The organism is Sphingosinicella sp. BN140058, from assembly GCF_004135585.1.
In the GTDB taxonomy this organism is placed as follows: Bacteria; Pseudomonadota; Alphaproteobacteria; order Sphingomonadales; family Sphingomonadaceae; genus Allosphingosinicella.
Map to the genome: position 1 here is coordinate 2,056,095 of NZ_CP035501.1, position 20,282 is coordinate 2,076,376.

Below are 20,282 nucleotides of genomic sequence, written 5' to 3' on the forward strand. Positions count from 1 at the left end.
CCAGTCCGCGCCCCAGATCGCCGATACCCACACGCTGATCTGCTTTTCTCATCTGCGGTGGAACTTCGTCTTTCAACGACCTCAGCATCTTATGAGTCGATTCGCGGCGGATCGTCGCGTCATTTACTGGGAAGAACCCGAAGTCGCCGCCGAAGGCTGCGAGCCTGCGCTCGGCGTCCGCACCTGCGCCGAAACCGGCGTCATCGTGGTCACGCCCTCCTTGCCTGAAACGCTCGATGAATCTGGACGCACCGCGGCGCTCAAGACCCTGCTGAACGGCTATCTGGCCGGCGAGCAGGGCCCGTTCGTTCGCTGGTATTATACGCCGATGATGCTGCCTTTCTCGCGGCACGTGGAATCGATCTGCACCGTCTATGATTGCATGGACGAGCTTGCCAACTTCCGCTTCGCGCCGCCGCAGTTGCTGACCCTCGAGCAGGAGCTGATCGACGCCGCCGATGTCGTCTTCACCGGCGGCTACAGCCTCTACGAGGCGAAGAAGGACCGTCACGCCAACATCCATCCCTTCCCGTCCAGCGTCGACCGGGCCCATTTCGCCCGCGCCCGCGCGATGGACGCCAGCCCCGACGATCAGGCGCCGATCGGCCGCCCGCGCCTCGGCTTCTACGGCGTCATCGACGAGCGCATGAACCTCGATCTGATCGCCGCCGTCGCGGACAGCCATCCCGAATGGTCGATCGTGATGGTCGGACCGGTCGTGAAGATCGATCCCGCCGACCTGCCGCTGCGCGCCAACATCCATTATGTCGGCGGCAAATCGTACGAGGAGCTCCCGGTCTATCTCGGCGGCTGGGACGTCGCCCTGATGCCGTTCGCGATCAACGAATCGACCAAGTTCATCTCGCCGACCAAGACTCCGGAATATCTGGCCGGCGGCCGGCCGGTGGTCTCGACGCCGATCACCGACGTGATCCGCCACTATAGCGATCTCGAGGCCGTCTTCATTGCCGACGGCACCGAAGCCTTCATCCAGGCTTGCGAGAAGGCGCTCGATCTGTCGCGCACCGAAGGCGAGTGGCTCGCCGAGGTCGATGCGAAGCTCGCCAACATCAGCTGGGACACGACCTATGCCCGAATGGCCGGCCTGGTCCGCGAAGCGATCAAGGTGCCGACCGCCGGCCCCAACATCGTCAAGGCGCATACCCGCAAGAAATACGACTATCTGGTCGTCGGTGCGGGCTTCGCCGGATCGGTGCTGGCCGAGCGGCTCGCCAGCCAGCACGACGCCAAGGTGCTCGTCATCGACAAGCGCCCGCATATCGCCGGCAACGCCTACGACCATCTCGACGAGGCCGGCCTGCTGATCCACCAATACGGCCCGCACATCTTCCACGCCAATTCGGACGAGATCGTCGACTATCTGTCGAAGTTCACGGCGTGGCGCCCCTACGAGCACAAGGTGCTCGCCGAAGTGCGCGGCAAGCTGGTGCCGATCCCGATCAACCGCACCACCTTGAACGCCTTGTTCGATCTCGATCTCAAGACCGACGAGGACGCTGCGGCCTATCTCGCCTCGCGAGCGGAGCCGGTGGCGGAAATCAAGACTTCGGAAGACGTGGTGATCTCGGCCGTCGGTCGCGAGCTCTACGAGCTCTTCTTCCAGGGCTATACCCGCAAGCAGTGGGGCATCGATCCGAGCGGCCTCGACAAGGCGGTGACGGCGCGGATCCCCACCCGGACCAACACCGACGACCGCTATTTCGGCGACAAGCATCAGATCATGCCGAAGGACGGGTATACCGCGATGTTCAACCGGATGCTGGAGCATCCGAACATCGATGTCCTGCTCTCGACCGATTACAAGGACATCATGAGCGAGGTCGATGCCGGCCACATCGTCTTCACCGGTCCGATCGACGAGTTCTTCGACTTCCGTTACGGCAAATTGCCCTATCGGAGCCTGCGTTTCGAGCACAAGATCCTCGACCAGGAGGAGTTCCAGCCGGTCGCGGTGGTGAACTACCCGAACCCGCAGGTGCCCTATACCCGGATTACCGAGTACAAGTATCTGACCGGGCAGGAGCACGAGAAGACGAGCATCACCTACGAATATCCGAGCGCGGAGGGCGATCCCTATTATCCGATCCCGCGGCCGGAGAATCAGGAGCTGTTCAAGAAGTACGAAGCGCTTGCGGACGCGACCCCGAACGTGACGTTCGTCGGCCGTCTCGCGACATACCGCTACTACAATATGGATCAGGTCGTCGGGCAGGCGCTTTCCGCCTTCCGCAAGATCGACGCCAGGCGGCAGGCCGCCAAGGCCGCCAACGAAGGCTCGATCTGGACCGAAGCCGCCGAATAAGGCGGTCGATCGAAGGACACGGAAGGGCCCGCGCGAGCGGGCCCTTTTCGTTTGTGCCCGGAGTGCGGAGCCGAACCTTTCCGGGCGTCATACGAACTTCGGGATGGGTCCGAGCTGGGGCGTGGTGTCGCCGCCGAGATCGAGAAAGACCTCGTCCACATAGCACCACCCCCAGCCTTCGGGCGGGTCATAGCCCTCGATGATCGGGTGGTGGCTCTGGTGGAAGTGCGCGGTCGCATGCTTGTTCGGCGATTGATCGCAGCAGCCGACATGGCCGCACGACCGGCAGATCCGCAGATGCACCCACCAGTCGCCGGTCGTCAGGCACTCTTCGCAGCCGCGCGCACTGGGCGTGACCTTGTTGATCGTGGTCACGTGCCTGCATCCCGCCATCACATCCTCCGCTCGTCGCCGACGCTGAATCGCCCCGCCTGCCGGAAGAGGCAACCGCTTATTCGTCGCGCGTCCAACCCAATGCGCGCAGCATCACGTCGAACAGGCGGGTGTTGGGAAAAAAGCCGCGAACCTGTTCTGCACCTGGTCCGGACGCCGCCGCAATGACCTCCTCGCCGGTATGGGTATCGTCGACCGAGATGATCTCGTTGCTCGCGGCGGTGACCCCGGGCTTGGCTGCTTCACGCGCAAATTGCTCTGCAAGCGGCGTTTCCCGGCTGCCCCCGCCCATGCGGAGCCCGAAGCTGTGATCGGCGGTGAACAGGATCAATGTGTCCTTGCCGGCGGAGGCGCTAATCCGGCGGATCATGTCGTCCATCTCGACGACGTGGCGCAGGCCCTTATGCGGATCGTCGGTGTGCATGTCCCACTCGACCATCAGGAAGTAGCCCTTCGGGTTGCGGGCGAGCGCCTGGAGCGTCGCCTCCACCGCAGGGATCGGCGCAAAATCCGAATCCCGCAGGATTGCGGCACGATCGGTGCCCCGAACGGCCGCGGGATCGTCACCAAAACGATAGCCCGCCGCGGTGAACGCCTTCTCCGCCGTGGTCCCGCGCCCGGCAAAGGCCTCGGACGCATCCGCCCGGCCACGCCCGATCAGGATGTCGACTCCGTTCCCGAAGCGCGGCGCCAGCAGCTGACGGAAGATCTCGTCCTTGTCCTTGCGCGCCGCGACGTGCGCGTAGCAGGCGGCTGGTGTCGCATCCCAGATCGGCATGTTGGTGACGATGCCCGTCGAAAGGCCGCGCTGCTCGGCATATTCCATCAGCGTCTTGACCGGAACCACCGCTCCGCCGGACGGCGAAGGCACTACCGACACCATGGCGTTGTCGGTCTTGTGGCCGGTCATGATCGCCGTCATTCCCGCGGCCGAGTCCGTCACCCACTGATTCCGCGCGGACGTGTCGGACAGGCCGACATTGGGCATGGACTGGATGAACAACGATTGCGGGCGGTCATGCGCCATGATCCCGGCGGCGCTGAGCGTCGGCACACCCCCGGCATCGCCCAGAAACACGATCACGTTGCGGGCGGTCTGCGCCTGCGCCGCAGCACCGGCGAGCGATGCGCCACCCGCGAGCAGCCCCCGGAGCACGGCGCTGCGCGCGCGCGAACTCTTCCTGCAACTTCCACTCACTCGCTTGCTCCCTCGTATCACGCGCCCGGATCCGGTGATGCCGCTGCGTCGCTTCCGCCTTCTGGCAAAAACGCGGCGAGCGGCCAACGCCCGATCGCGTTGCCCTAGGAGCCTGGGTTTACACTTCCGTGACGATGTGCGGACCTCAAGCCAGGGCGCGGACCGGCAGACCCCGACCGGCGCGTCGGCGGCGGCCTATTCCGCGGCGAGGTCGATCGCGACGAGTTCGTCGTCGGGCTCGATCTGGATCAGCATCTCCGGGGGCAGCGCCGGGCGCGCGAGGTCCGGATGGTTGGCGACGGCGCGGACATAATCGTCGATCGCCTCGTCGAGCGCGCGCAGCGTGCCGCCCCGTTCGCTGGCGAGGACGTTGAGACCCGGCTCGACGTCAGCTTGGAGCGGCACCACCAGGCCCGTATCGAGCCCGGCCCGATCGGCCACGCGGCGCGCGAATTCGTACCAGCTGACCTGCCCTTCGTTGGCGACGTGCCAGATGCCGCTCGCGCCGTCGATCAGCAAATCGAGCACGGCATGGCAGAGGTCGGGGACGTAGGTCGGTGACACCTGGGTCCGTTCGCAGGCCCTGAAGGCCTCGCCGTTCGACAGTGCGCGCAGTGCGTGCCAGGCGAAATTGTACCGGTCCCAGGGGCCGAAGAAGGCGCTGGTACGAACGATCAGCGCGTCCGGCATCGCCGCCAGCACCCGCGCCTCGGCCGCGGCCTTGGACAGGCCGTAGACGCAGGCGGGTTTGGGAGCGTCGCTTTCGACGTACGGCCGATCCGTCTGCCCATCGAAGACCAGATCGGACGAGAAGGTGACGTAAGGGATGCCTGCGGCGGCGCAGGCGCGGGCGAGCTTTTCGGCACCGTCGGTGTTGGCGGCGACGCAGGCATCCTGCTCTCGCTCCGCATCTGCGACTCGCACGAAGCCGGCGGTGTTGATGACCGCCCAGGGCTTGTGGTGGGCGAGTGCCGCCGCGATCGAACGCTCGTCCGTGATGTCGAGCGCGGCGCGATCGGTGAGACAGAATGACAGTGCCCGGTGCTCGCAGGACCTAGCGAAGGCGTTGCCGAGCGTTCCGGTTGCGCCGGTGATCAGGAGCTTGCGGCCGCCCCAATCCATCGGATCGCAGCAGCCGCTCCAGGGATAGAGGCGCGGCGGCCGGCGCCACCAGCCCGGGCTGTCGAGCACCGGATGGTCGAAGTCCCGGCCGTGCCCGATGGCCCGCGCCGCCTCTGCGACGATGGTCGGCCGCGGCGTGCCGGTACGGGCGTCGAACACGCCTGGATCGTAGAAGCCGCGGCGCTGGGCGAGCAGGAATCGCCAGTCGACATTGCCGAACATAGACCAGAGGGTCACTGCGCGCAGGTCCACCCCTTCGGACTGGAGCTGCTTGGCGCCGTTCCAGACCTCGACGAACCAGCGCAACTGCTCGTCGCGGAAGCAGCCGTGATGGACTTCGGTGATCGCCATCGGCAGCCGGTAACGCTCCCACGCTTCCCGAAGGCGCGCGACGATGCCGGTGTCGCCATCAAGCTGTTGCACCCGCACCGCCTCGGCATCCACGTATCGGTCGCGGCCGTTGCCGCCGACTTCGTGGCCGGGGTAGAGTTCGATCCGATCGTCGAGAAATCGCTCGCTGGTCAGATAATGGTTGATGCCGATGATGTCCGGCTTCGCGTCCAGCGATGCGAACGCATCGATCTCCGCCTCGGTCACGCCCGCCTTCAATAGATGGGAGCGCATCGGATGGCCGGCATCGACCATGCCGCATTGCAGATCGAGGCTGAGCCAGCGTCGCTCGTTCTCGAAGGCGGCCTGGTAGGCGAGCTTCTCCGTCGAGTAGCATTTGCCGAGGTCCTCGGTCTGGACCAGCCTGGCGTGTGGAATGGCGGCGCGAATCGCGCGCATCGCCGCCGCGGTGCCTTTGCATTCGTTGACCAACGCCCGCAGGAATGCGTCATGATCGTGCGTATGCGGGTACCAATGGCCGTACAGGGCCGAGAAGCGCGCCGTGGTCAGCGGTTCGTTGACCGGGGTCCACTGCTCGATCCACGGGTAACGCTCGGCCGCTTTGGCTGCGAAGGCGGCGAGCTTCTCCGGAAATGCCGGGTCTAGAAGCTCCGTATACCTCGGTCCGGAACCGTGATGGGTTAGCCCGCCGATCACGTCGATATTGCGCGCGCGCAGCATCTCGAGACGCTCGTCGGTCCAGCGCCAGTCGCAGCGGTCGAGGCTTTCGGGTGCGATCGCTTCCCAGAGGATCGGATAGCGGACGGTGGTCACGCCCAGATCCGCAATCCGTTCGATATCTTCCGGTCGATCGAAGTGACCGGTCTCCACCGTCTGATCGCGATACTCGTCGCCGAGCCGGACGATCGTGCATTCGACGCCTCCCCAGAGCTGCAGCGGAGGCGCAGTGCGTTCGTCTTGAGTCATCCTGATTTCGGTCTCGCAATGAACGATACCGTCACGAACCCGCCGCCGAGAGCGGCGGTTCCCGCAAATCGCGACTCGCTGATACAGATTAGCGAAAATATGGACCTAAGAATGGAATAGTGGCTGTCGGTCAGCCGCGCCCAAAGCTGGAGCGCCGACGCTTCAACCGCCATCGCGCGATCTCCGCTGCAGGCGGCATCGCGCTAAACTTTCGGTAAACTCTTTATGGCACTGCTGCGCTGTCTCTGGGGAGGGAGTAAAGATGGCGTTTGGCGGGATGGCAGCGGAAACCGGAACCTTCCAGGATCCTTGGGCGGACCGGCGCGGCGAGGCGCGCCTCGCCGACCTCGTCGACACCGCGCTTCTGCACTTTCGCGGCAAGCCCTACCGCGTGCCGGGTCTCAACATCTCTTCACGCGGCGCGATGATCGAATGCCCGCTCGACACAAGACTTGGCGAGCCGGTTCTCGTCGAGTTCGACCAATGCAGTCGCATGCACGCCTTCGTCCGCTGGAGCCGTGAGGGGCGCATCGGCCTCAATTTTGGCCACGAATTGGTCCTCGGCAGCTAAGCCTCAGCGCCCGCCTTCGGGCTTCCCATCCGCTACGCTCGGCGGCAGAGCCACGGCGCTCTGCTGACGCTTGCGCAACGCCAGCACGTAGATCACGCCCGCAGCGAGCGCGAAGAAAAACCATTGCAGCGCGTAGAAGAAATGGTTGTTCGGCAGGTCGGATGGCAACCCTGCCTGGCTGGGCGGCAGACCGGCGGGCGCATTGGACGCAACCAGCCGAATGCGGTGCTCCCGATCCGGAACGATGACGCCTTCGACCGACCCGCCCTTCCAGGCGGGCGCCTTACCCGCCTTCGACCAGCCGACATCGACCTCCATTCCGGGCCCTTCCGCCCCGCCGGTGCGGCACGAGGCGATGTGGCTCCAGCCTGGCTGATCCTGAAGGTTGCGCCCGGCAATGGCGCGCCACGCCGTTGGCTCCAGGCAAAAGCCGGTCGCGCGCCGGTAGAGCAAGGACTCGTCCTTGGCGGCCGCAAGGCCCGGCCAGGCGATTGCCGGCTTTCCGCGATTGGCGTCGAGCTGCGCGATCAGACCGTTCTTCCATTGCGCGCGCTGCAGCTGCCAGACGCCGAGGGCGGTCATGGCCGCGATCGCGGCAGCGACGATGAGGGTTGGAAGGATTGGCCAGCGCATCATTCGTCCACGATCTGCCCCTCACGGGCGCGGTGCCGGTATTCGAGTGCCAGCAGAAACCCTTTGGCGACGCGAAGGGATCCGACGACGAGCACGGCGGTGAGCGGGAGCCACAGCAGGACGTGGACCCAGAATGGCGGGCTCGCGCCAAGCTCGAGTGCGATCGCGAGCCCGGTCACGATTGCGCCGACGATCAGTACCAGGAACGCGGCCGGGCCATCGCCGACGTTGAATGCGCCGAAGTCGAGGCCGCAGGCTCGGCATGTCGGTGCGAAGCGGACTGCGCCCTGATAGAGGGTTCTGGCGCCGCAGCGTGGACACAGGCCCAGCAGCCCTGATCGAAGCGGGCTCGGCTCACCGCTCACCGCCATCACGGACCTCCGCTCCAACGAAGAAGGGGAGCGATCGCCGCTCCCCTTTCGCGTCTCAATGCAGCGGAGCGCCCCAGCCGCCCCACACATAGATGCAGATGAACAGGAACAGCCACACCACGTCGACGAAGTGCCAGTACCAGGCGGCGGCTTCGAAGCCGAAATGCTGGCGAGGCGTGAAGTCGCCCTTGTAGGCGCGGATCAGGCAGACGATCAGGAAGATCGTCCCGACGATGACGTGGAAGCCGTGGAAGCCCGTCGCCATGAAGAAGGCGGAGGTGTAGATGTTGTCGGCGAAGCCGAACGGCGCATGCGCATATTCGTAGGCCTGAATCGAGCTGAACACGAGGCCGAGCAGGATCGTCGCCCAGAGGCCCTTCTTCAGGCCCTCGCGATCGCCGTGGATCAGCGAATGGTGTGCCCAGGTCACCGTCGTGCCCGAGCAGAGCAGGATCAGGGTGTTGAGCAGCGGAAAGCCGAACGGATCGAGCACGTGCATGCCCTTGGGCGGCCACACGCCGCCGATCGATTCGACCGCCGAGGGAAAGAGCGAGGCATTGAACCAGGCCCAGAACCAGGCGACGAAGAACATCACTTCCGACGCGATGAACAGGATCATGCCGTAGCGCAGGTGGAGCTGGACGATCGGCGTATGATCGCCGGCATGCGCCTCGCGGATCACGTCGGCCCACCAGCTGAACATCGTGAACAGGACCGCGATCAACCCGGCGAAGAAGACGTAGCCGCCGAAGGCGTAGTCGTGCATCCACATCACCGCGCCGACGGCCATCGCCATTGCGGAGAAGGAGCCCACGAAGGGCCAGATGCTCGGCGGCAGAATATGATAGGGGTGGTTCTTCGCTCCGGCCATCGTTCGGCTTTCCCTCTGTCGCGCCGGCCCTGACCGGCATCCTTCCTGACGTGTCGCTCCGCCGAGGCAGGACGCCGCGGCAGCGGTTGCGGTTCCTCTAGCCTCAGCCTTTCGGCTGGTCCACCGGGTAAAAAGTGTAGGACAGAGTGATCTCGCTGACATCCTTGGCATCCGGATCCTGCAGGATCTTCGGATCGACGTAGAACACCACCGGCATCCGGACCTCCTCGCCCGCCTTCAGCGTCTGCTCGGTGAAGCAGAAGCATTGTATCTTGCTGAAATATTTGCCGGCCCAAGTGGGGGTAACGTTGAACGAGGCGGAGCCGGTGATCGGCACCGCGGACAGGTTCTTGGCTGTGTAGAAAGCGATCTCGCGTTCGCCGATCGACACGATTTCGGTCTGCTGGACCGGCTTGAAATGCCACGGCAAGGTCGGCGCGACGTTCGCATCGAATCGGACCGAGACCTGCTTGTCGCCCACCTTCCCTGGGGCGTCGCCGGTTGCCCGCATTGTCGTGCCGTCAAAGCCGGTCACCTGGCAGAAGATCCGGTACAGCGGCACGCTGGCGAAGGCGAGGCCCACCATCGCGGCCACGACCAGGAAGGCCACCGCCGCGGTGCGCGTGTTTCGCCGCGGATCGGCAATCACGGTCATTTGCCGGTCATCCGCACGATGGTGATGCCGTAGATCAACACGACGAACGCACCAAGAAGGAGCGCCATCAGTAGCGCCCGGCTCTTCTGCCGGCGGCGGATCTCGGTCAGACGGTCTTCTTTCAAGGTCATGCAAGGATCCAGCGATCAAGGACGAGCGCGCCGAAAATGGCGAACAGGTACAGGACGGAATAGGCGAACAACTGCTTCTCCGGCTTCATGCCGGCCGGATCGGTCGCCTGGTTGAACAGCACCCGCAGCGCCAACACGAAGAAGGCGACGCTGAGCAGGCTTGCGGCAATGCCGTAGATTGCACCCGAGAGGCCGAGCGGCCATGGCGCCACCGCGGCAGCCGCCATCGGCAAGGTGTAGAGCGCGATCTGCTGGCGCGTTACCTTGGGTCCGGAAACAACCGGCAACATCGGCACGCCGGCCGCCGCGTAGTCCGAGCGGACGAACAGCGACAGCGCCCAGAAATGCGGCGGGGTCCACAGGAAGATCAGGGTGAAGAGCAGGATCGGGAGCAGCGTGATGTCGCCCGTCACCGCGGCCCAGCCGATAACCGGCGGAAACGCTCCGGCGGCACCGCCGATGACGATGTTCTGCGGCGTGCGGCGCTTCAGCCAGACGGTGTAGACGAGCACGTAGAACAGGATCGAGACCGCGAGCACTGCCGCCGCCAGCCAGTTGGTGGCGAACCCCATCAGGATCACCGAGAAAAAACTCAGCCCGACTCCGAAATGCAGCGCGGACTGGCGATCCATCCGCCCCGCCGGCAGCGGCCGCGAAGCGGTTCGCTTCATCAGCGCGTCGAGATCGGCTTCGTACCACATGTTGAGCGCGGCCGCCGCTCCGGCGCCGAGCGCGATGCACAGGATCGCGGTGAAGCCGAGGATCGGGTGGATGTGCACGGGCGCCACGAGCAGCCCGCACAGGCCGGTGAAGACCACCAGGGTCATCACGCGCGGCTTGGTCAGCGCGAGGAGATCGCGCCACTCGGCGGGCAGAGCTTGATCGGTGTCGAGCACGGTAGCTGTCATGTCAGTCACTTCGGTGGGGCGCCAGCCCCTCTATGCACTTGGGGGGCGGGCCGTCGGCGGAAACCCGCGCGACGCCCCAGCCCCCCTGTTTATGTCCCCACGGCGTGAGGTCAGTCGATCTTCGGAAGAGTCTCGAACTGGTGGAACGGTGGCGGGCTCGACAGCGTCCATTCCAGAGTCGTCGCACCTTCGCCCCAGGGATTCCCTTCCGCCTTCCGGCCCGCCGCGAGCGAGTAGAAGATGTTGATGAAGAAGGGGATCATCCCCGCCGCCATGATCATGTAGCCGATCGTCGCGACGTGGTTCCAATGGGCATAGGCATCCGTGTAATCCGGCACACGGCGCTGCATGCCCTGCATGCCGAGGAAGTGCATCGGGAAGAACATCACGTTCACGCCGATGAAAAAGATCCAGAAGTGGGCCTGGCCCAGGATTTCCGAATACATCTTACCGAACATCTTCGGGAACCAGTAATACCAGGCCGCGAAGAGGGCGAACACGGCGCCGAGCGACAGCACGTAGTGGAAGTGGGCCACCACGTAATAGGTGTCGTGGACGTTGTTGTCGACGCCGCCGTTGGCGAGGACGACGCCGGTGACGCCGCCGACGGTGAACATGAAGATGAAGCCGATCGCCCACATCATCGGCGTCTCGAAGCTGATCGAACCACCCCACATCGTCGCGATCCACGAGAAGATCTTGATGCCGGTGGGCACCGCGATCACCATCGTTGCCGCGGTGAAGTACATCTTGGTGTTCACGTCCATGCCGACGGTGAACATGTGGTGGGCCCACACGACGAAGCCGATCACGCCGATCGCGACCATGGCATAGGCCATGCCGAGATAGCCGAACACCGGCTTGCGGCTGAAGGTGGCGATGATGTGGCTGACCATGCCGAAGCCCGGCAGGATCATGATGTACACCTCCGGATGGCCGAAGAACCAGAAGAGGTGCTGGTACAGGATCGGATCGCCGCCGCCCGACGCGTCGAAGAAGTGCGTTCCGAAATTACGATCGGTGAGCAACATGGTGATCGCGCCGGCGAGAACCGGGAGCGACAGCAGCAGCAGGAAGGCGGTGACAAGCACCGACCAGACGAACAGCGGCATCTTGTGCAGGGTCATGCCCGGCGCGCGCATGTTGAAGATGGTGGTGATGAAATTGATCGCGCCGAGGATCGACGACGCACCCGCGAGGTGGAGCGCGAAGATCGCCATGTCCACCGCGGGACCCGAGGAGCCCGAGGTCGACAGCGGCGCATAGGCGGTCCAGCCGATACCGGCGCCATTGCCGAGCCCGCCCGGCACGAAGGCCGAGCCGAGCAGCAGCAGGAAGGCAGGGACGATGAGCCAGAAGCTGATGTTGTTCATCCGCGGGAAGGCCATGTCCGGTGCCCCGATCATGATCGGAACGAACCAGTTGCCGAAGCCGCCGATCATCGCCGGCATCACCATGAAGAAGACCATGATCAGGCCGTGGGCGGTGATCAGCACGTTCCAGAGATACGCCGCCTCGTCGATATTGCCGCCGGCCCATTTCGGCAGGACCTGCAGGCCCGGCTCCATCAGCTCGGCGCGCATGATGCCCGAGATGGTGCCGCCGATGATCCCCGCGATGATCGCGAAGATCAGATAGAGCGTGCCGATGTCCTTGTGGTTCGTCGACATGAACCAGCGCGCGAAGAAGCCGGGCTTGTGATCGGCGTCATGGTGCGCGCCATGCGCCTCATGCGTCTGGAAGTGAGTCGCATTTGCGGTCGTATCGGTCATGTCAGTTTCCGCGCTTGGATTCGGTGGCGCCCTGCGTCGAGACGGCTGGCGTCCCCGTGGCAGGATTGAGACCGGTCGGTTCCGGGCTGGTTTCGGTCGCGCTGCCGCCGCCGGTCGGGACCGGCCCTGCCGCTGCCGCTGCCGCCGCCGGATTGGTCACCGGCGACGTCGCCGTCTCGTCGCCCGACTTGGCCTGGGCCGCACCGGGCATGGTGCCGCCCTTCGAGGCCACCCAGGCGGCGAACTGCGCGGGGGTCACGACCTCGACGGCGATCGGCATGTAGGCGTGGCGTGCACCGCAAAGCTCGAAGCACTGGCCGTAGTAGACGCCTGGGCGATCGGTCTTGAACCAGGTTTCGTTGAGCCGGCCCGGGACCGCGTCGATCTTCGCCCAGAAGGCCGGAACGCCCCACGAGTGGATCACGTCGGCCGAGGTGACGATCATCTTCACCGTCGCACCGACCGGGACGACCATCCGCTCATCGACCGCGAGCAGGCGCGGCTCGCCGCGCTTCTTGGCATCCTCGTCCTTCAAGACGTTGGACACGATCTCGAAGTCGCCATTGTCCGGATAGGTGTAGGTCCAATACCATTGGTTGCCGGTCGCCTTGATCGTCAGATCGGCCTTGGGCGGCGAATATTGGTGGGCGAGCAGCCGGATCGACGGCACCGCGATCGCCACCAGGATCAGCACCGGCACCAGCGTCCACGCGATTTCGAGCACCGTGTTGTGAGTCGTGCGCGAGGGCACCGGATTCGCGCTGCGGCGGAAACGGACCACCACGTAAAGCAGCAGCAGCAGCACGAACACCGAGATGACGGTGATCAGCGGCAGCAGGATGTAATTGTGGAAGCTCGACGCTTCCTCGCCGATCGGCGTCACCTGCGGCTGAAAACCCAGCTCGCCGGTCGGCTGGCCGACGGTTGCGTCGGGCAGGGTCCGGGTGACGGAGCTGCTCAGCACGGAGGCGTTGGACGGCTCCTCGCTGCTGGTGTTGGCGAGGCTGATCTCGGAAGGCTGCGCGGGCGCGGCCTGCGAATTGGCGCTGACCGCGTCGATGGGCTGCTGGGCAGGCGCTGCCGCGGCCGCGGCCGGCGCAGCCGTCGGTGCTGGCGCCGCCGGCGCCTGCTGGGCGAAGGCGCTTGCCGGTGCCATGCCGAAGGCGGCGGCAACGGCGAAAAGCTTGAGCGAAGTCTTCATCTAAACCCCTTGAACCCTCCGAGCGGAGCGGGACGGATTCGCCGCCGGAGCGCGCGAATTGTGGCGGCTTATAGGCAGGGATGTTACGCGCCTCAAGGCTCTTGGCGCGGGTTGATGAAGCGAGGAGCGGGGCCTATCAGGCGGACAGCCAACGAAAAAGCGCGGGAGCCGATGACTCAGGACGAGATACTGGAGGAGTTCCGCGCTGCGGACGCTCTGCTCGAGGGGCATTTCGTCCTCTCCTCCGGGCTGCACAGCCCGCGCTACCTGCAATGCGCGAGGGTGCTGATGGATCCCTCGCGCGCCTCGCGGCTCGCGTCCGCGCTCGCCCGCAGCCTGCCGATCGAGATCAAGTCGCAGATATCGATGGTGGTTTCGCCGGCGATGGGCGGCGTGATCATTGGCCACGAAATGGGCCGTTCGCTTGGGCTCGAGGCCGTGTTCGTGGAGCGCCCGACCGGCACGTTCGAGCTGCGCCGCGGCTTCCGCCTCAAGGCCGGCCAGAAGGTGCTGCTGGTGGAGGACGTGGTCACCACAGGCCTCAGCTCGCGCGAGGCGATGAAGGCCGTCGAGACGGCCGGCGGGCAGGTGATCGCCGCCGCCGCGCTGGTCGACCGCTCGAACGGCCTTGCCGATCTCGGCATACCCTTCTTTCCGCTGATCCGGATCGACGTTCCGAGCTACGAGCCCGGCGCAGTGCCCGAGGAACTCGCCGCGATTCCGGTCGAGAAGCCGGGGAGCCGCAAGGCAGCGTGAGCGGCCCGCTCCGCCTCGGGGTCAATATCGACCATGTCGCGACGATCCGGAACGCGCGCGGCGGCGATCATCCGGATCCGGTCCGCGCCGCTTTTGCCGCCGCCGCGGCCGGCGCGGATGGCATCACCGCCCATCTTCGCGAGGATCGCCGCCACATCCGCGACGAGGATATCAGCGCGCTGATGGAGCGCCTCGAAGTGCCGCTCAATCTCGAGATGGCGGCAACCGAGGAGATGCTGGCGATCGCCCTGCGGCATCGGCCCCATGCGGTCTGCATCGTGCCCGAGAAACGCGAGGAACGGACCACCGAGGGCGGGCTCGATGCCGCGGGGCAGGACAATCATCTGGCGCCGATGATCGCCCGCCTGACCGAGGCAGGCATCCGCGTCAGCCTGTTCATCGAGCCCGACGCGCGCCAGATCGATGCCGCCATTCGACTGAAGGCGCCCGTCGTCGAGTTCCACACCGGCCTCTACGCCCATCTCGAAGGCGAGGATCGCGCCGTGGAGCTGCGCCGGATCGCCGATGCCGCCGCGCTTGCCTCCAAGAACGGGATCGAGCCCCATGCCGGGCACGGGCTCACCTTCGACAACGTCGTGCCGATCGCCGCGATCCCGCAGATTCGCGAACTCAACATCGGCCACTTCCTGATCGGCGAAGCCATCTTCACCGGCCTCGGCGAAAGCGTCTCCCGAATGCGTGCCCTGATGGCGGAAGCGCGCGAATGAGGGTGGAGAATGCGCAACATCTCCCTCTCCCCTCGTGGGAGAGGGGTTGGGAAGAGGGGAAGCGGCCGGTGCGGCTCGACGCCGGTCCGGGCGCTTCAGGGGCCGCCTCAGCGGCATCGGGCCGCTTCGGCGGCCGCCCCCTCTTGCTGCCCTCTGCCGCAAGAGGAGAGGGAGAAAATTGCCGATTGGGCCTGGCCGCATGACGATCATCGGCATCGGCTCCGATCTCTGCAACATCGAACGGATCCAGAATTCGCTCGATCGCTTCGGCGAGCGGTTCGTCAACCGCGTGTTCACCGACAAGGAGCGGCAGAAGGCGGAGAGCCGGCCGTTCACCAAGGCAGGCACTTACGCCAAAAGGTTCGCCGCCAAGGAAGCCTTCTCCAAGGCGGTCGGCACGGGCTTCAAACGCGGCGTGTTCATGCGCGATATAGGTGTCGTGAACCAACCTTCCGGCGCCCCGACGCTGGAGCTTACCGGCGGCGCCAAAGCGAGGCTTGACGCAATGACACCCGAAGGCCACTTCGCACAGATCCATTTGACGATGACGGACGATCATCCGTTCGCCCAGGCGTTCGTCATCATCACTGCCAGTCCGATTTCGAGGAGCGAAGGGTGAGCAGCAGCGACCCCGCATTTGCCATGACCGACGAGAGACAGCCGACGGCGACAGAGGCGCCCGCCACCGCTCCCGCCAAGAAGGAGGGCACCGATTGGTGGGCCGAGTTCAAGGCGATCTTCTGGCTGGTTCTCGCCGTGCTGGCGATCCACAGCTTCATCGCCAAGCCTTTCTACATCCCGTCGGAATCGATGATGCCGGGGCTGCTCAAGGGCGATCGGCTGGTAGTCACCAAATATCCGTACGGCTGGTCCTGGGTGTCGCCGAGCTTCCACATCCTGCCCCAGATGCACGGCAGGCTGTTCGGGCGCATGCCGACGCCGGGCGACGTCGTCATCCTGACGCCGCCGGGCGCCACGTCCGATTACATCAAGCGGGTGATCGCGGTCCCCGGCGACACCGTCGAGATGGTCGCCGGTCAGCTCTACATCAACGGCAAGCCGGTGAAGCGGGAGCGCCGCCCGCCGATGCGCGTGCCGGTCGATGCCAACGTGCCCTGCGTGTTCGGCGAGGCCCAGGATTTCCGGGTGCAAGGCGATGACGGCAAGCTCTACTGCGAAGTGCCGGTGGTGCGCGAGACCTTGGCCAATGGTCGCTCGTTCGACACGATCGATCTCGGCTACAATCCCATGGTCGACGACGTTCCCAAGATCACCATCCCCGAAGACCATGTCTGGGTGATGGGCGACAATCGCGACAAGTCGGCCGACAGCCGCGTCCCGGTTGCGGAGCAGGGCTTCGGCGGACCCGCGGCCTGGGAAAATATCGGCGGCCGCGCCGAGTTCATCACCTTCTCGCTCGACGGCACCACCCAATATCTGAACCCGATCAGCTGGTTCACGGCATTGCGGAGCGGCCGCGCTGGCACGTCGCTCCGCCCCGCGGAAGGCAAGGCACAATGAGCGACGGGCCCGGTGGTCACGTCGAGCAACCGGGCCCGACGGAACTTCGCGATCCCCTGATCAGGCAGGAGATGAAGCGTGCCGGCGTCTGGTTCGGCATGGGCCTGGCGATACTCGGCGTCATTTTCCTCGCCCAACCCCTGCTGCTGATCTTCGCCGGCATCGTGCTTGCCTCGATGCTCGACGGCGGCACCCGTCTGCTCGGCCGGGTGCTGCCGATCGGACGCGGCTGGCGGCTGACCATCGTCACGCTCGCCGCCGTCGCTTTCATCATCTGGACTTGCTACTTCGCCGGCAGTTCGCTGATGGGCGAAGCGGAGCGCCTTCGTGAGGCGATTACTCTGCAGGCGAATCGCGTGCTTGCCTGGGGACACTCGCTCGGCGTGATGCAGGGCGGTGCCAAGATCGACCAGCTGAGCGGCCAGTTGATGGGCACGCTCGGCCGCCTCGGTTCGGCGGTGAGCAGCGCGCTCGGCGCGATCACCAGCTTCGTCATGATCCTGGTGATCGGCATCTTCGTCGCGGTAGAGCCGCGGCTCTACCAGCGCGGCTTCGCCTGGATGCTGCCGCTGCGCTCTCGCGACAGCTTCTATACCACGGCCGCGACCATGGGCTTCACCTTGCGCCGGCTGATGGCGGGGCGTCTGGTCGGCATGGCGGTGGAAGGCGTCGGCACCTGGCTGCTGCTGATGGTCGGCGGCGTGCCGATGGCCGCCTTGCTCGGCATCCTCACCGGCCTGCTCGCCTTCATCCCCAATATCGGGGCGATCGTTTCGGGCGCCCTGATCGTGCTGGCCGGCTTCAGCGTCTCCATGAATGCCGGCCTTTGGGCGATCGCAGTCTACCTCATCGTGCAGCTCGTCGACGGCTATCTGATCGTGCCGTACGTCGCGCGCAGGACGGTCGATCTCGCCCCGGCCCTTGTCCTCGGCGCCCAGCTTCTGCTCGGCGCGTTGTTCGGGCTCATGGGCCTGGCCCTGGCCGACCCGATCGTCGCGATGATCAAGGTCGCGCTCGAGCGCCACTCGGAAGAGAAATCCGACAGGGAATCCTGATCGTGAACCGGATCTCGTGAGGCGGGTCAGGCCACGGCCTCATCGCGCGACGGCGCTAATCATCTAGGCTGGAGCGTTCATCCGACCTGCGATTCGACCCGGTTCAAAGGATTACCGGCCGAGTCGTGGCGGCCGAGGAACGCCTGCCTCGGCGGTCAGCGGACGGGCGTATCTGGGGCGCCCGGTGGGCACCCCATCCGCCGTCACTCGCCGCCGGGGCCGCCCGGCATGCCTCCACCGGGCGCGCCGCCACCGCCTGGGGCGCCGCCCTGCATCTGCTGCATCTGCTGCTGCATCATCATCTGGCGGACCGTTGCCTCCGGCAGGAACTCGAGCAACTCCACATCGAACTCGAGCGTCGAGTTCGGCGGGATCGCGCCCTGCCCTTCGCTGCCGTAGCCAAGCTCGGGCGGGATGCGGAACTGATATTTGGCGCCCTTGCGCATCAGCTTGAGGCCTTCTGTGAAGCCCTTGACGAGCGCGCCGTCGGCGAGTGGCATCGGCGTCGGCTGGCGGCCCTCATTGCTGTCGAAAATCGTGCCGTCGGACAGTCGACCGGTATAAATGACCAACGCGATGTCTGTGGAGGTCGGGCTTGCGCCCTCGCCTTCTTTGATGACCCGGTACTGGAGGCCCGAAGCCGTTTTCTGGAGAACCTGGTGCGCGGTCCCCGCCCAGGCCACTCCGGCCGCGAGCAGCGACAGCAGGATCAGCCCGAGCCAGAGCTTCAGGACCGAGCCCTTCCGGATCGGACGGAGCGGAACGGCGGTGACCGACATGACGATTCCCTCGAAAATGAAAAAAGGGGCGGCGGTGGAAGGTCGTCGTGCCCGGCACGACGGAGAGCTGCCGCGCAGCTCTCACCTACCCACTATCGCCGCCCCTGATCTTGGCAAGCCTGCAATCGGCAGCCCGGGCTGAGCCGGACTTAACGAACGCCGTCGCGCTCGGCCCGCTTGCGCTCGAGCTTGCGCGCCCGGCGAATCGCAGCGGCACGCTCGCGCGCGCGCTTCTCGGACGGCTTCTCGTAGTGACGACGCAGCTTCATCTCGCGATAGACGCCTTCACGCTGCAGCTTCTTCTTGAGGGCGCGCAGCGCCTGGTCGACATTGTTGTCGCGAACGAGGATTTGCATAAGCGGTCGTCACTCTCCGTTAAATGGGTCAAGGCGGCGGCCCTCAACGACGCGCCTCCAGATCAAGCCATCAAAGCATTAAATAAGGTTCGCCGCAGGACATAGCCTGCGCCGCACGGGCCGCCCGTTACCAGCGGGGCCGCCCGATTTCAAGCTTCGATTCCAGGCGCAACCCCTTGATAAGAGAGTCGGACCGCTCCGGAAAGCGCCCGATCAGGGATCGAGATCCTCGAATCGGGCCGCGGACCTGGCGAGCCGCGCCTCGAGCGCGACTCCAAGATCGGCGCTGACGAGGGCGCCTGCATTCCACATCGCGACATGGCGCAGCCCGTCCTCCACCGTCCGTCCGCGACTGTAATTGAGGCTCATCTTGGCGCCGGCGACGGCGAGCGGCGATTTCTCGGCAATCGTCCGGGCCATATCGAGCGCAGCGGCGAGCACCGAGTCGCGGCTCTCGCAGAGCCGGTTGACGAGGCCGAGCCGCGCTGCCTCGGCCGCTTCCACGCGCCGGCCGGTATAGACGAGTTCCCGCACGATGCCGTGCGGGATGAGATGGCCCAGGCGCTGCAGCGTGCCGAGATCGGCGGTGATCGCGACGTCTACTTCGGCAATCGCGAAATAGGCGTCGGCCGATGCGAGGCGGATGTCGCAGGCGCTGGCGAGGTCCACACCGGCGCCGATGCAACCGCCATGCACGGCCGCGATCACCGGCGGCCGCGCCGCTTCGATGGCGCTGAACGCATCCTGCAGGCGCTGAATATCGCGCAGCCGCCTTTCGGTGCCGCGGCCATGATCGCCGCCATGGCCGAACTGGGTAATCGCGTATTGAAGGTCGATGCCGGCGGTGAAATGACGTCCCTCGCCCGAAAGCACGATCGCACGCACCGTGGCATCGCTGCCGAGGCTGCGGAAGGTCTCGCCGATCGCCGTGAACATGGCCTCGTCCATGGCGTTCATCTTGTCGCCGCGTGCCAGTTCGACCGCGGCGACCCCGCCCTGCCGATCGACCCGGATCCTTTCGCTTCCCATCGCCTGCTCTCTCCCGTTAAGAGCCTGTCATGACGCGCTTCACGGTGAACGGCCAGCCCATCGAATACCGGCTGGATCCGGACACGCCCCTGCTCTGGGCGCTGCGCGACGCTTCCAATCTCACCGGAACCAAATATGGCTGCGGCACCGGCCAGTGCGGGGCCTGCACCGTGCATGTCGACGGCCGCGCGGTGCGCAGCTGTCAGATGCCGATCGGACGACTGGAAGGCAGCTTCGTCACCACCATCGAAGCCTTGTCGCCCGATCGTTCGCACCCGATCCAGCAGGCCTGGGTTGCCGAGTCGGTGCCCCAATGCGGCTTCTGCCAGCCGGGAATGATCATGGCCGCCGCCGCGTTGCTCGAGCAGAATGGCGCGCCGAGCGACGCCGACATCGACGCGGCGATCACCAACCTCTGCCCGTGCGGGACCTATCCCAGGATCCGCGAGGCGATTCGCAGGGCGGCGCGGGTGCGCGGCGGCCAGGAACAGATTTCGGCGGCACCGCCGCCCGACATCGATCCCTGCGACGCCGCGCGCCGGGTGCCGGCGCTCGATGCCGGCGGTGCCCCGGCACGGCGGCGGTAGCTTTC

General features: G+C 65.7%; 23 protein-coding genes. 9 read left to right on the forward strand and 14 right to left on the reverse strand.

Annotation, left to right across the window (positions count from 1 at the left end):
• Nucleotides 1-91 precede the first annotated feature (91 nt).
• Entirely contained in the window at nt 92-2,323 is a 2,232-nt protein-coding gene (gene glf / locus ETR14_RS09270; RefSeq protein WP_129391619.1) for a UDP-galactopyranose mutase, read from the forward strand.
• 87 nt (nt 2,324-2,410) lie between these two features.
• On the opposite strand, the gene ETR14_RS09275 is transcribed toward glf, so the two are convergent.
• From ETR14_RS09275 to ETR14_RS09285, 3 genes are all read right to left on the reverse strand, one after another.
• Nucleotides 2,411-2,698, reverse strand: a complete 288-nt coding sequence (locus tag ETR14_RS09275; protein ID WP_243455837.1) for a UBP-type zinc finger domain-containing protein — start codon at nt 2,696-2,698, stop codon at nt 2,411-2,413.
• A gap of 76 nt (nt 2,699-2,774) precedes the next feature.
• Entirely contained in the window at nt 2,775-3,914 is a 1,140-nt protein-coding gene (locus ETR14_RS09280) for an alkaline phosphatase (protein ID WP_243455838.1), read from the reverse strand.
• A 195-nt stretch (nt 3,915-4,109) separates the two neighbouring features.
• A complete protein-coding gene (locus ETR14_RS09285; RefSeq protein WP_129384347.1) occupies nt 4,110-6,353 on the reverse strand; it encodes an SDR family oxidoreductase in 2,244 nt (747 codons plus the stop codon).
• Nucleotides 6,354-6,615: 262 nt separating this feature from the next.
• On the opposite strand from ETR14_RS09285, the gene ETR14_RS09290 reads away from it, so the two are divergent.
• Nucleotides 6,616-6,924 carry a PilZ domain-containing protein gene (locus ETR14_RS09290; protein WP_129384348.1) on the forward strand — a complete coding sequence of 103 codons (309 nt, stop codon included), beginning with the start codon at nt 6,616-6,618 and terminating at the stop codon, nt 6,922-6,924.
• Between the two features lie 3 nt (nt 6,925-6,927).
• Here ETR14_RS09290 and ETR14_RS09295 read toward each other — a convergent pair whose 3' ends face one another.
• The 8 genes from ETR14_RS09295 to coxB form a co-directional block, all read right to left on the reverse strand.
• Nucleotides 6,928-7,506, reverse strand: a complete 579-nt coding sequence (locus ETR14_RS09295; RefSeq protein ID WP_243455839.1) for an SURF1 family protein — start codon at nt 7,504-7,506, stop codon at nt 6,928-6,930.
• A 50-nt stretch (nt 7,507-7,556) separates the two neighbouring features.
• Complete coding sequence (locus ETR14_RS09300; protein ID WP_129384350.1) at nt 7,557-7,928, reverse strand: DUF983 domain-containing protein; 372 nt, start codon at nt 7,926-7,928, stop codon at nt 7,557-7,559.
• Between the two features lie 55 nt (nt 7,929-7,983).
• Nucleotides 7,984-8,799 (reverse strand): cytochrome c oxidase subunit 3, encoded by an 816-nt coding sequence (locus ETR14_RS09305; protein WP_129384351.1) that lies wholly within the window; start codon nt 8,797-8,799, stop codon nt 7,984-7,986.
• A 103-nt stretch (nt 8,800-8,902) separates the two neighbouring features.
• On the reverse strand, nt 8,903-9,454 hold the full coding sequence (locus ETR14_RS09310) for a cytochrome c oxidase assembly protein (RefSeq protein ID WP_129384352.1): 552 nt from the start codon (nt 9,452-9,454) through the stop codon (nt 8,903-8,905).
• The gene (locus tag ETR14_RS29530; protein ID WP_256370198.1) at nt 9,451-9,585 is read right to left on the reverse strand and encodes a hypothetical protein; all 135 of its coding nucleotides are present in this window, start codon (nt 9,583-9,585) and stop codon (nt 9,451-9,453) included. Before ETR14_RS29530 ends, ETR14_RS09310 begins: the two co-directional genes overlap by 4 nt.
• Nucleotides 9,582-10,493: a heme o synthase gene (locus ETR14_RS09315; RefSeq protein ID WP_129384353.1), complete on the reverse strand. Its 912-nt coding sequence runs from the start codon at nt 10,491-10,493 to the stop codon at nt 9,582-9,584. The genes ETR14_RS29530 and ETR14_RS09315 overlap by 4 nt, the downstream gene beginning before the upstream one ends.
• A 110-nt stretch (nt 10,494-10,603) precedes the next feature.
• Nucleotides 10,604-12,265: a cytochrome c oxidase subunit I gene (gene ctaD, locus ETR14_RS09320; protein ID WP_129384354.1), complete on the reverse strand. Its 1,662-nt coding sequence runs from the start codon at nt 12,263-12,265 to the stop codon at nt 10,604-10,606.
• Between the two features lies 1 nt (nt 12,266).
• Nucleotides 12,267-13,466, reverse strand: coding sequence for a cytochrome c oxidase subunit II (gene coxB / locus ETR14_RS09325; protein ID WP_129384355.1), 1,200 nt, complete (start codon nt 13,464-13,466; stop codon nt 12,267-12,269).
• A gap of 171 nt (nt 13,467-13,637) precedes the next feature.
• Here coxB and pyrE point away from each other — a divergent pair, with 171 nt between their 5' ends.
• The 5 genes from pyrE to ETR14_RS09350 all read left to right on the forward strand — a co-directional run bounded on the left by pyrE (nt 13,638) and on the right by ETR14_RS09350 (nt 17,526).
• Nucleotides 13,638-14,222 carry an orotate phosphoribosyltransferase gene (gene pyrE, locus ETR14_RS09330; protein WP_129384356.1) on the forward strand — a complete coding sequence of 195 codons (585 nt, stop codon included), beginning with the start codon at nt 13,638-13,640 and terminating at the stop codon, nt 14,220-14,222.
• The gene (locus ETR14_RS09335) at nt 14,219-14,950 is read left to right on the forward strand and encodes a pyridoxine 5'-phosphate synthase (RefSeq protein ID WP_129384357.1); all 732 of its coding nucleotides are present in this window, start codon (nt 14,219-14,221) and stop codon (nt 14,948-14,950) included. The genes pyrE and ETR14_RS09335 overlap by 4 nt, the downstream gene beginning before the upstream one ends.
• A 199-nt stretch (nt 14,951-15,149) precedes the next feature.
• Nucleotides 15,150-15,569, forward strand: coding sequence for a holo-ACP synthase (acpS, locus tag ETR14_RS09340; protein ID WP_129384358.1), 420 nt, complete (start codon nt 15,150-15,152; stop codon nt 15,567-15,569).
• A 23-nt stretch (nt 15,570-15,592) separates the two neighbouring features.
• Entirely contained in the window at nt 15,593-16,471 is an 879-nt protein-coding gene (lepB, locus tag ETR14_RS09345; protein WP_129391624.1) for a signal peptidase I, read from the forward strand.
• On the forward strand, nt 16,468-17,526 hold the full coding sequence (locus tag ETR14_RS09350) for an AI-2E family transporter (RefSeq protein WP_129384359.1): 1,059 nt from the start codon (nt 16,468-16,470) through the stop codon (nt 17,524-17,526). Before lepB ends, ETR14_RS09350 begins: the two co-directional genes overlap by 4 nt.
• A gap of 203 nt (nt 17,527-17,729) precedes the next feature.
• Here the strand turns inward: ETR14_RS09350 and ETR14_RS09355 are convergent, their stop codons facing one another.
• Nucleotides 17,730-18,305 (reverse strand): FKBP-type peptidyl-prolyl cis-trans isomerase, encoded by a 576-nt coding sequence (locus tag ETR14_RS09355; protein WP_129384360.1) that lies wholly within the window; start codon nt 18,303-18,305, stop codon nt 17,730-17,732.
• On the opposite strand from ETR14_RS09355, the gene ETR14_RS28315 reads away from it, so the two are divergent.
• Nucleotides 18,295-18,447, forward strand: a complete 153-nt coding sequence (locus tag ETR14_RS28315; RefSeq protein ID WP_165356390.1) for a hypothetical protein — start codon at nt 18,295-18,297, stop codon at nt 18,445-18,447. The two genes, ETR14_RS09355 and ETR14_RS28315, sit on opposite strands and share 11 nt — an antisense overlap.
• A 7-nt stretch (nt 18,448-18,454) precedes the next feature.
• Here the strand turns inward: ETR14_RS28315 and rpsU are convergent, their stop codons facing one another.
• Nucleotides 18,455-18,661 (reverse strand): 30S ribosomal protein S21, encoded by a 207-nt coding sequence (gene rpsU, locus ETR14_RS09360; protein WP_106515466.1) that lies wholly within the window; start codon nt 18,659-18,661, stop codon nt 18,455-18,457.
• A 213-nt stretch (nt 18,662-18,874) separates the two neighbouring features.
• A complete protein-coding gene (locus ETR14_RS09365) occupies nt 18,875-19,690 on the reverse strand; it encodes a crotonase/enoyl-CoA hydratase family protein (RefSeq protein WP_129384361.1) in 816 nt (271 codons plus the stop codon).
• A gap of 29 nt (nt 19,691-19,719) precedes the next feature.
• Between ETR14_RS09365 and ETR14_RS09370 the strand changes: the two genes are divergently transcribed.
• Nucleotides 19,720-20,277, forward strand: coding sequence for a (2Fe-2S)-binding protein (locus ETR14_RS09370; protein WP_129384362.1), 558 nt, complete (start codon nt 19,720-19,722; stop codon nt 20,275-20,277).
• Nucleotides 20,278-20,282: the final 5 nt, after the last annotated feature.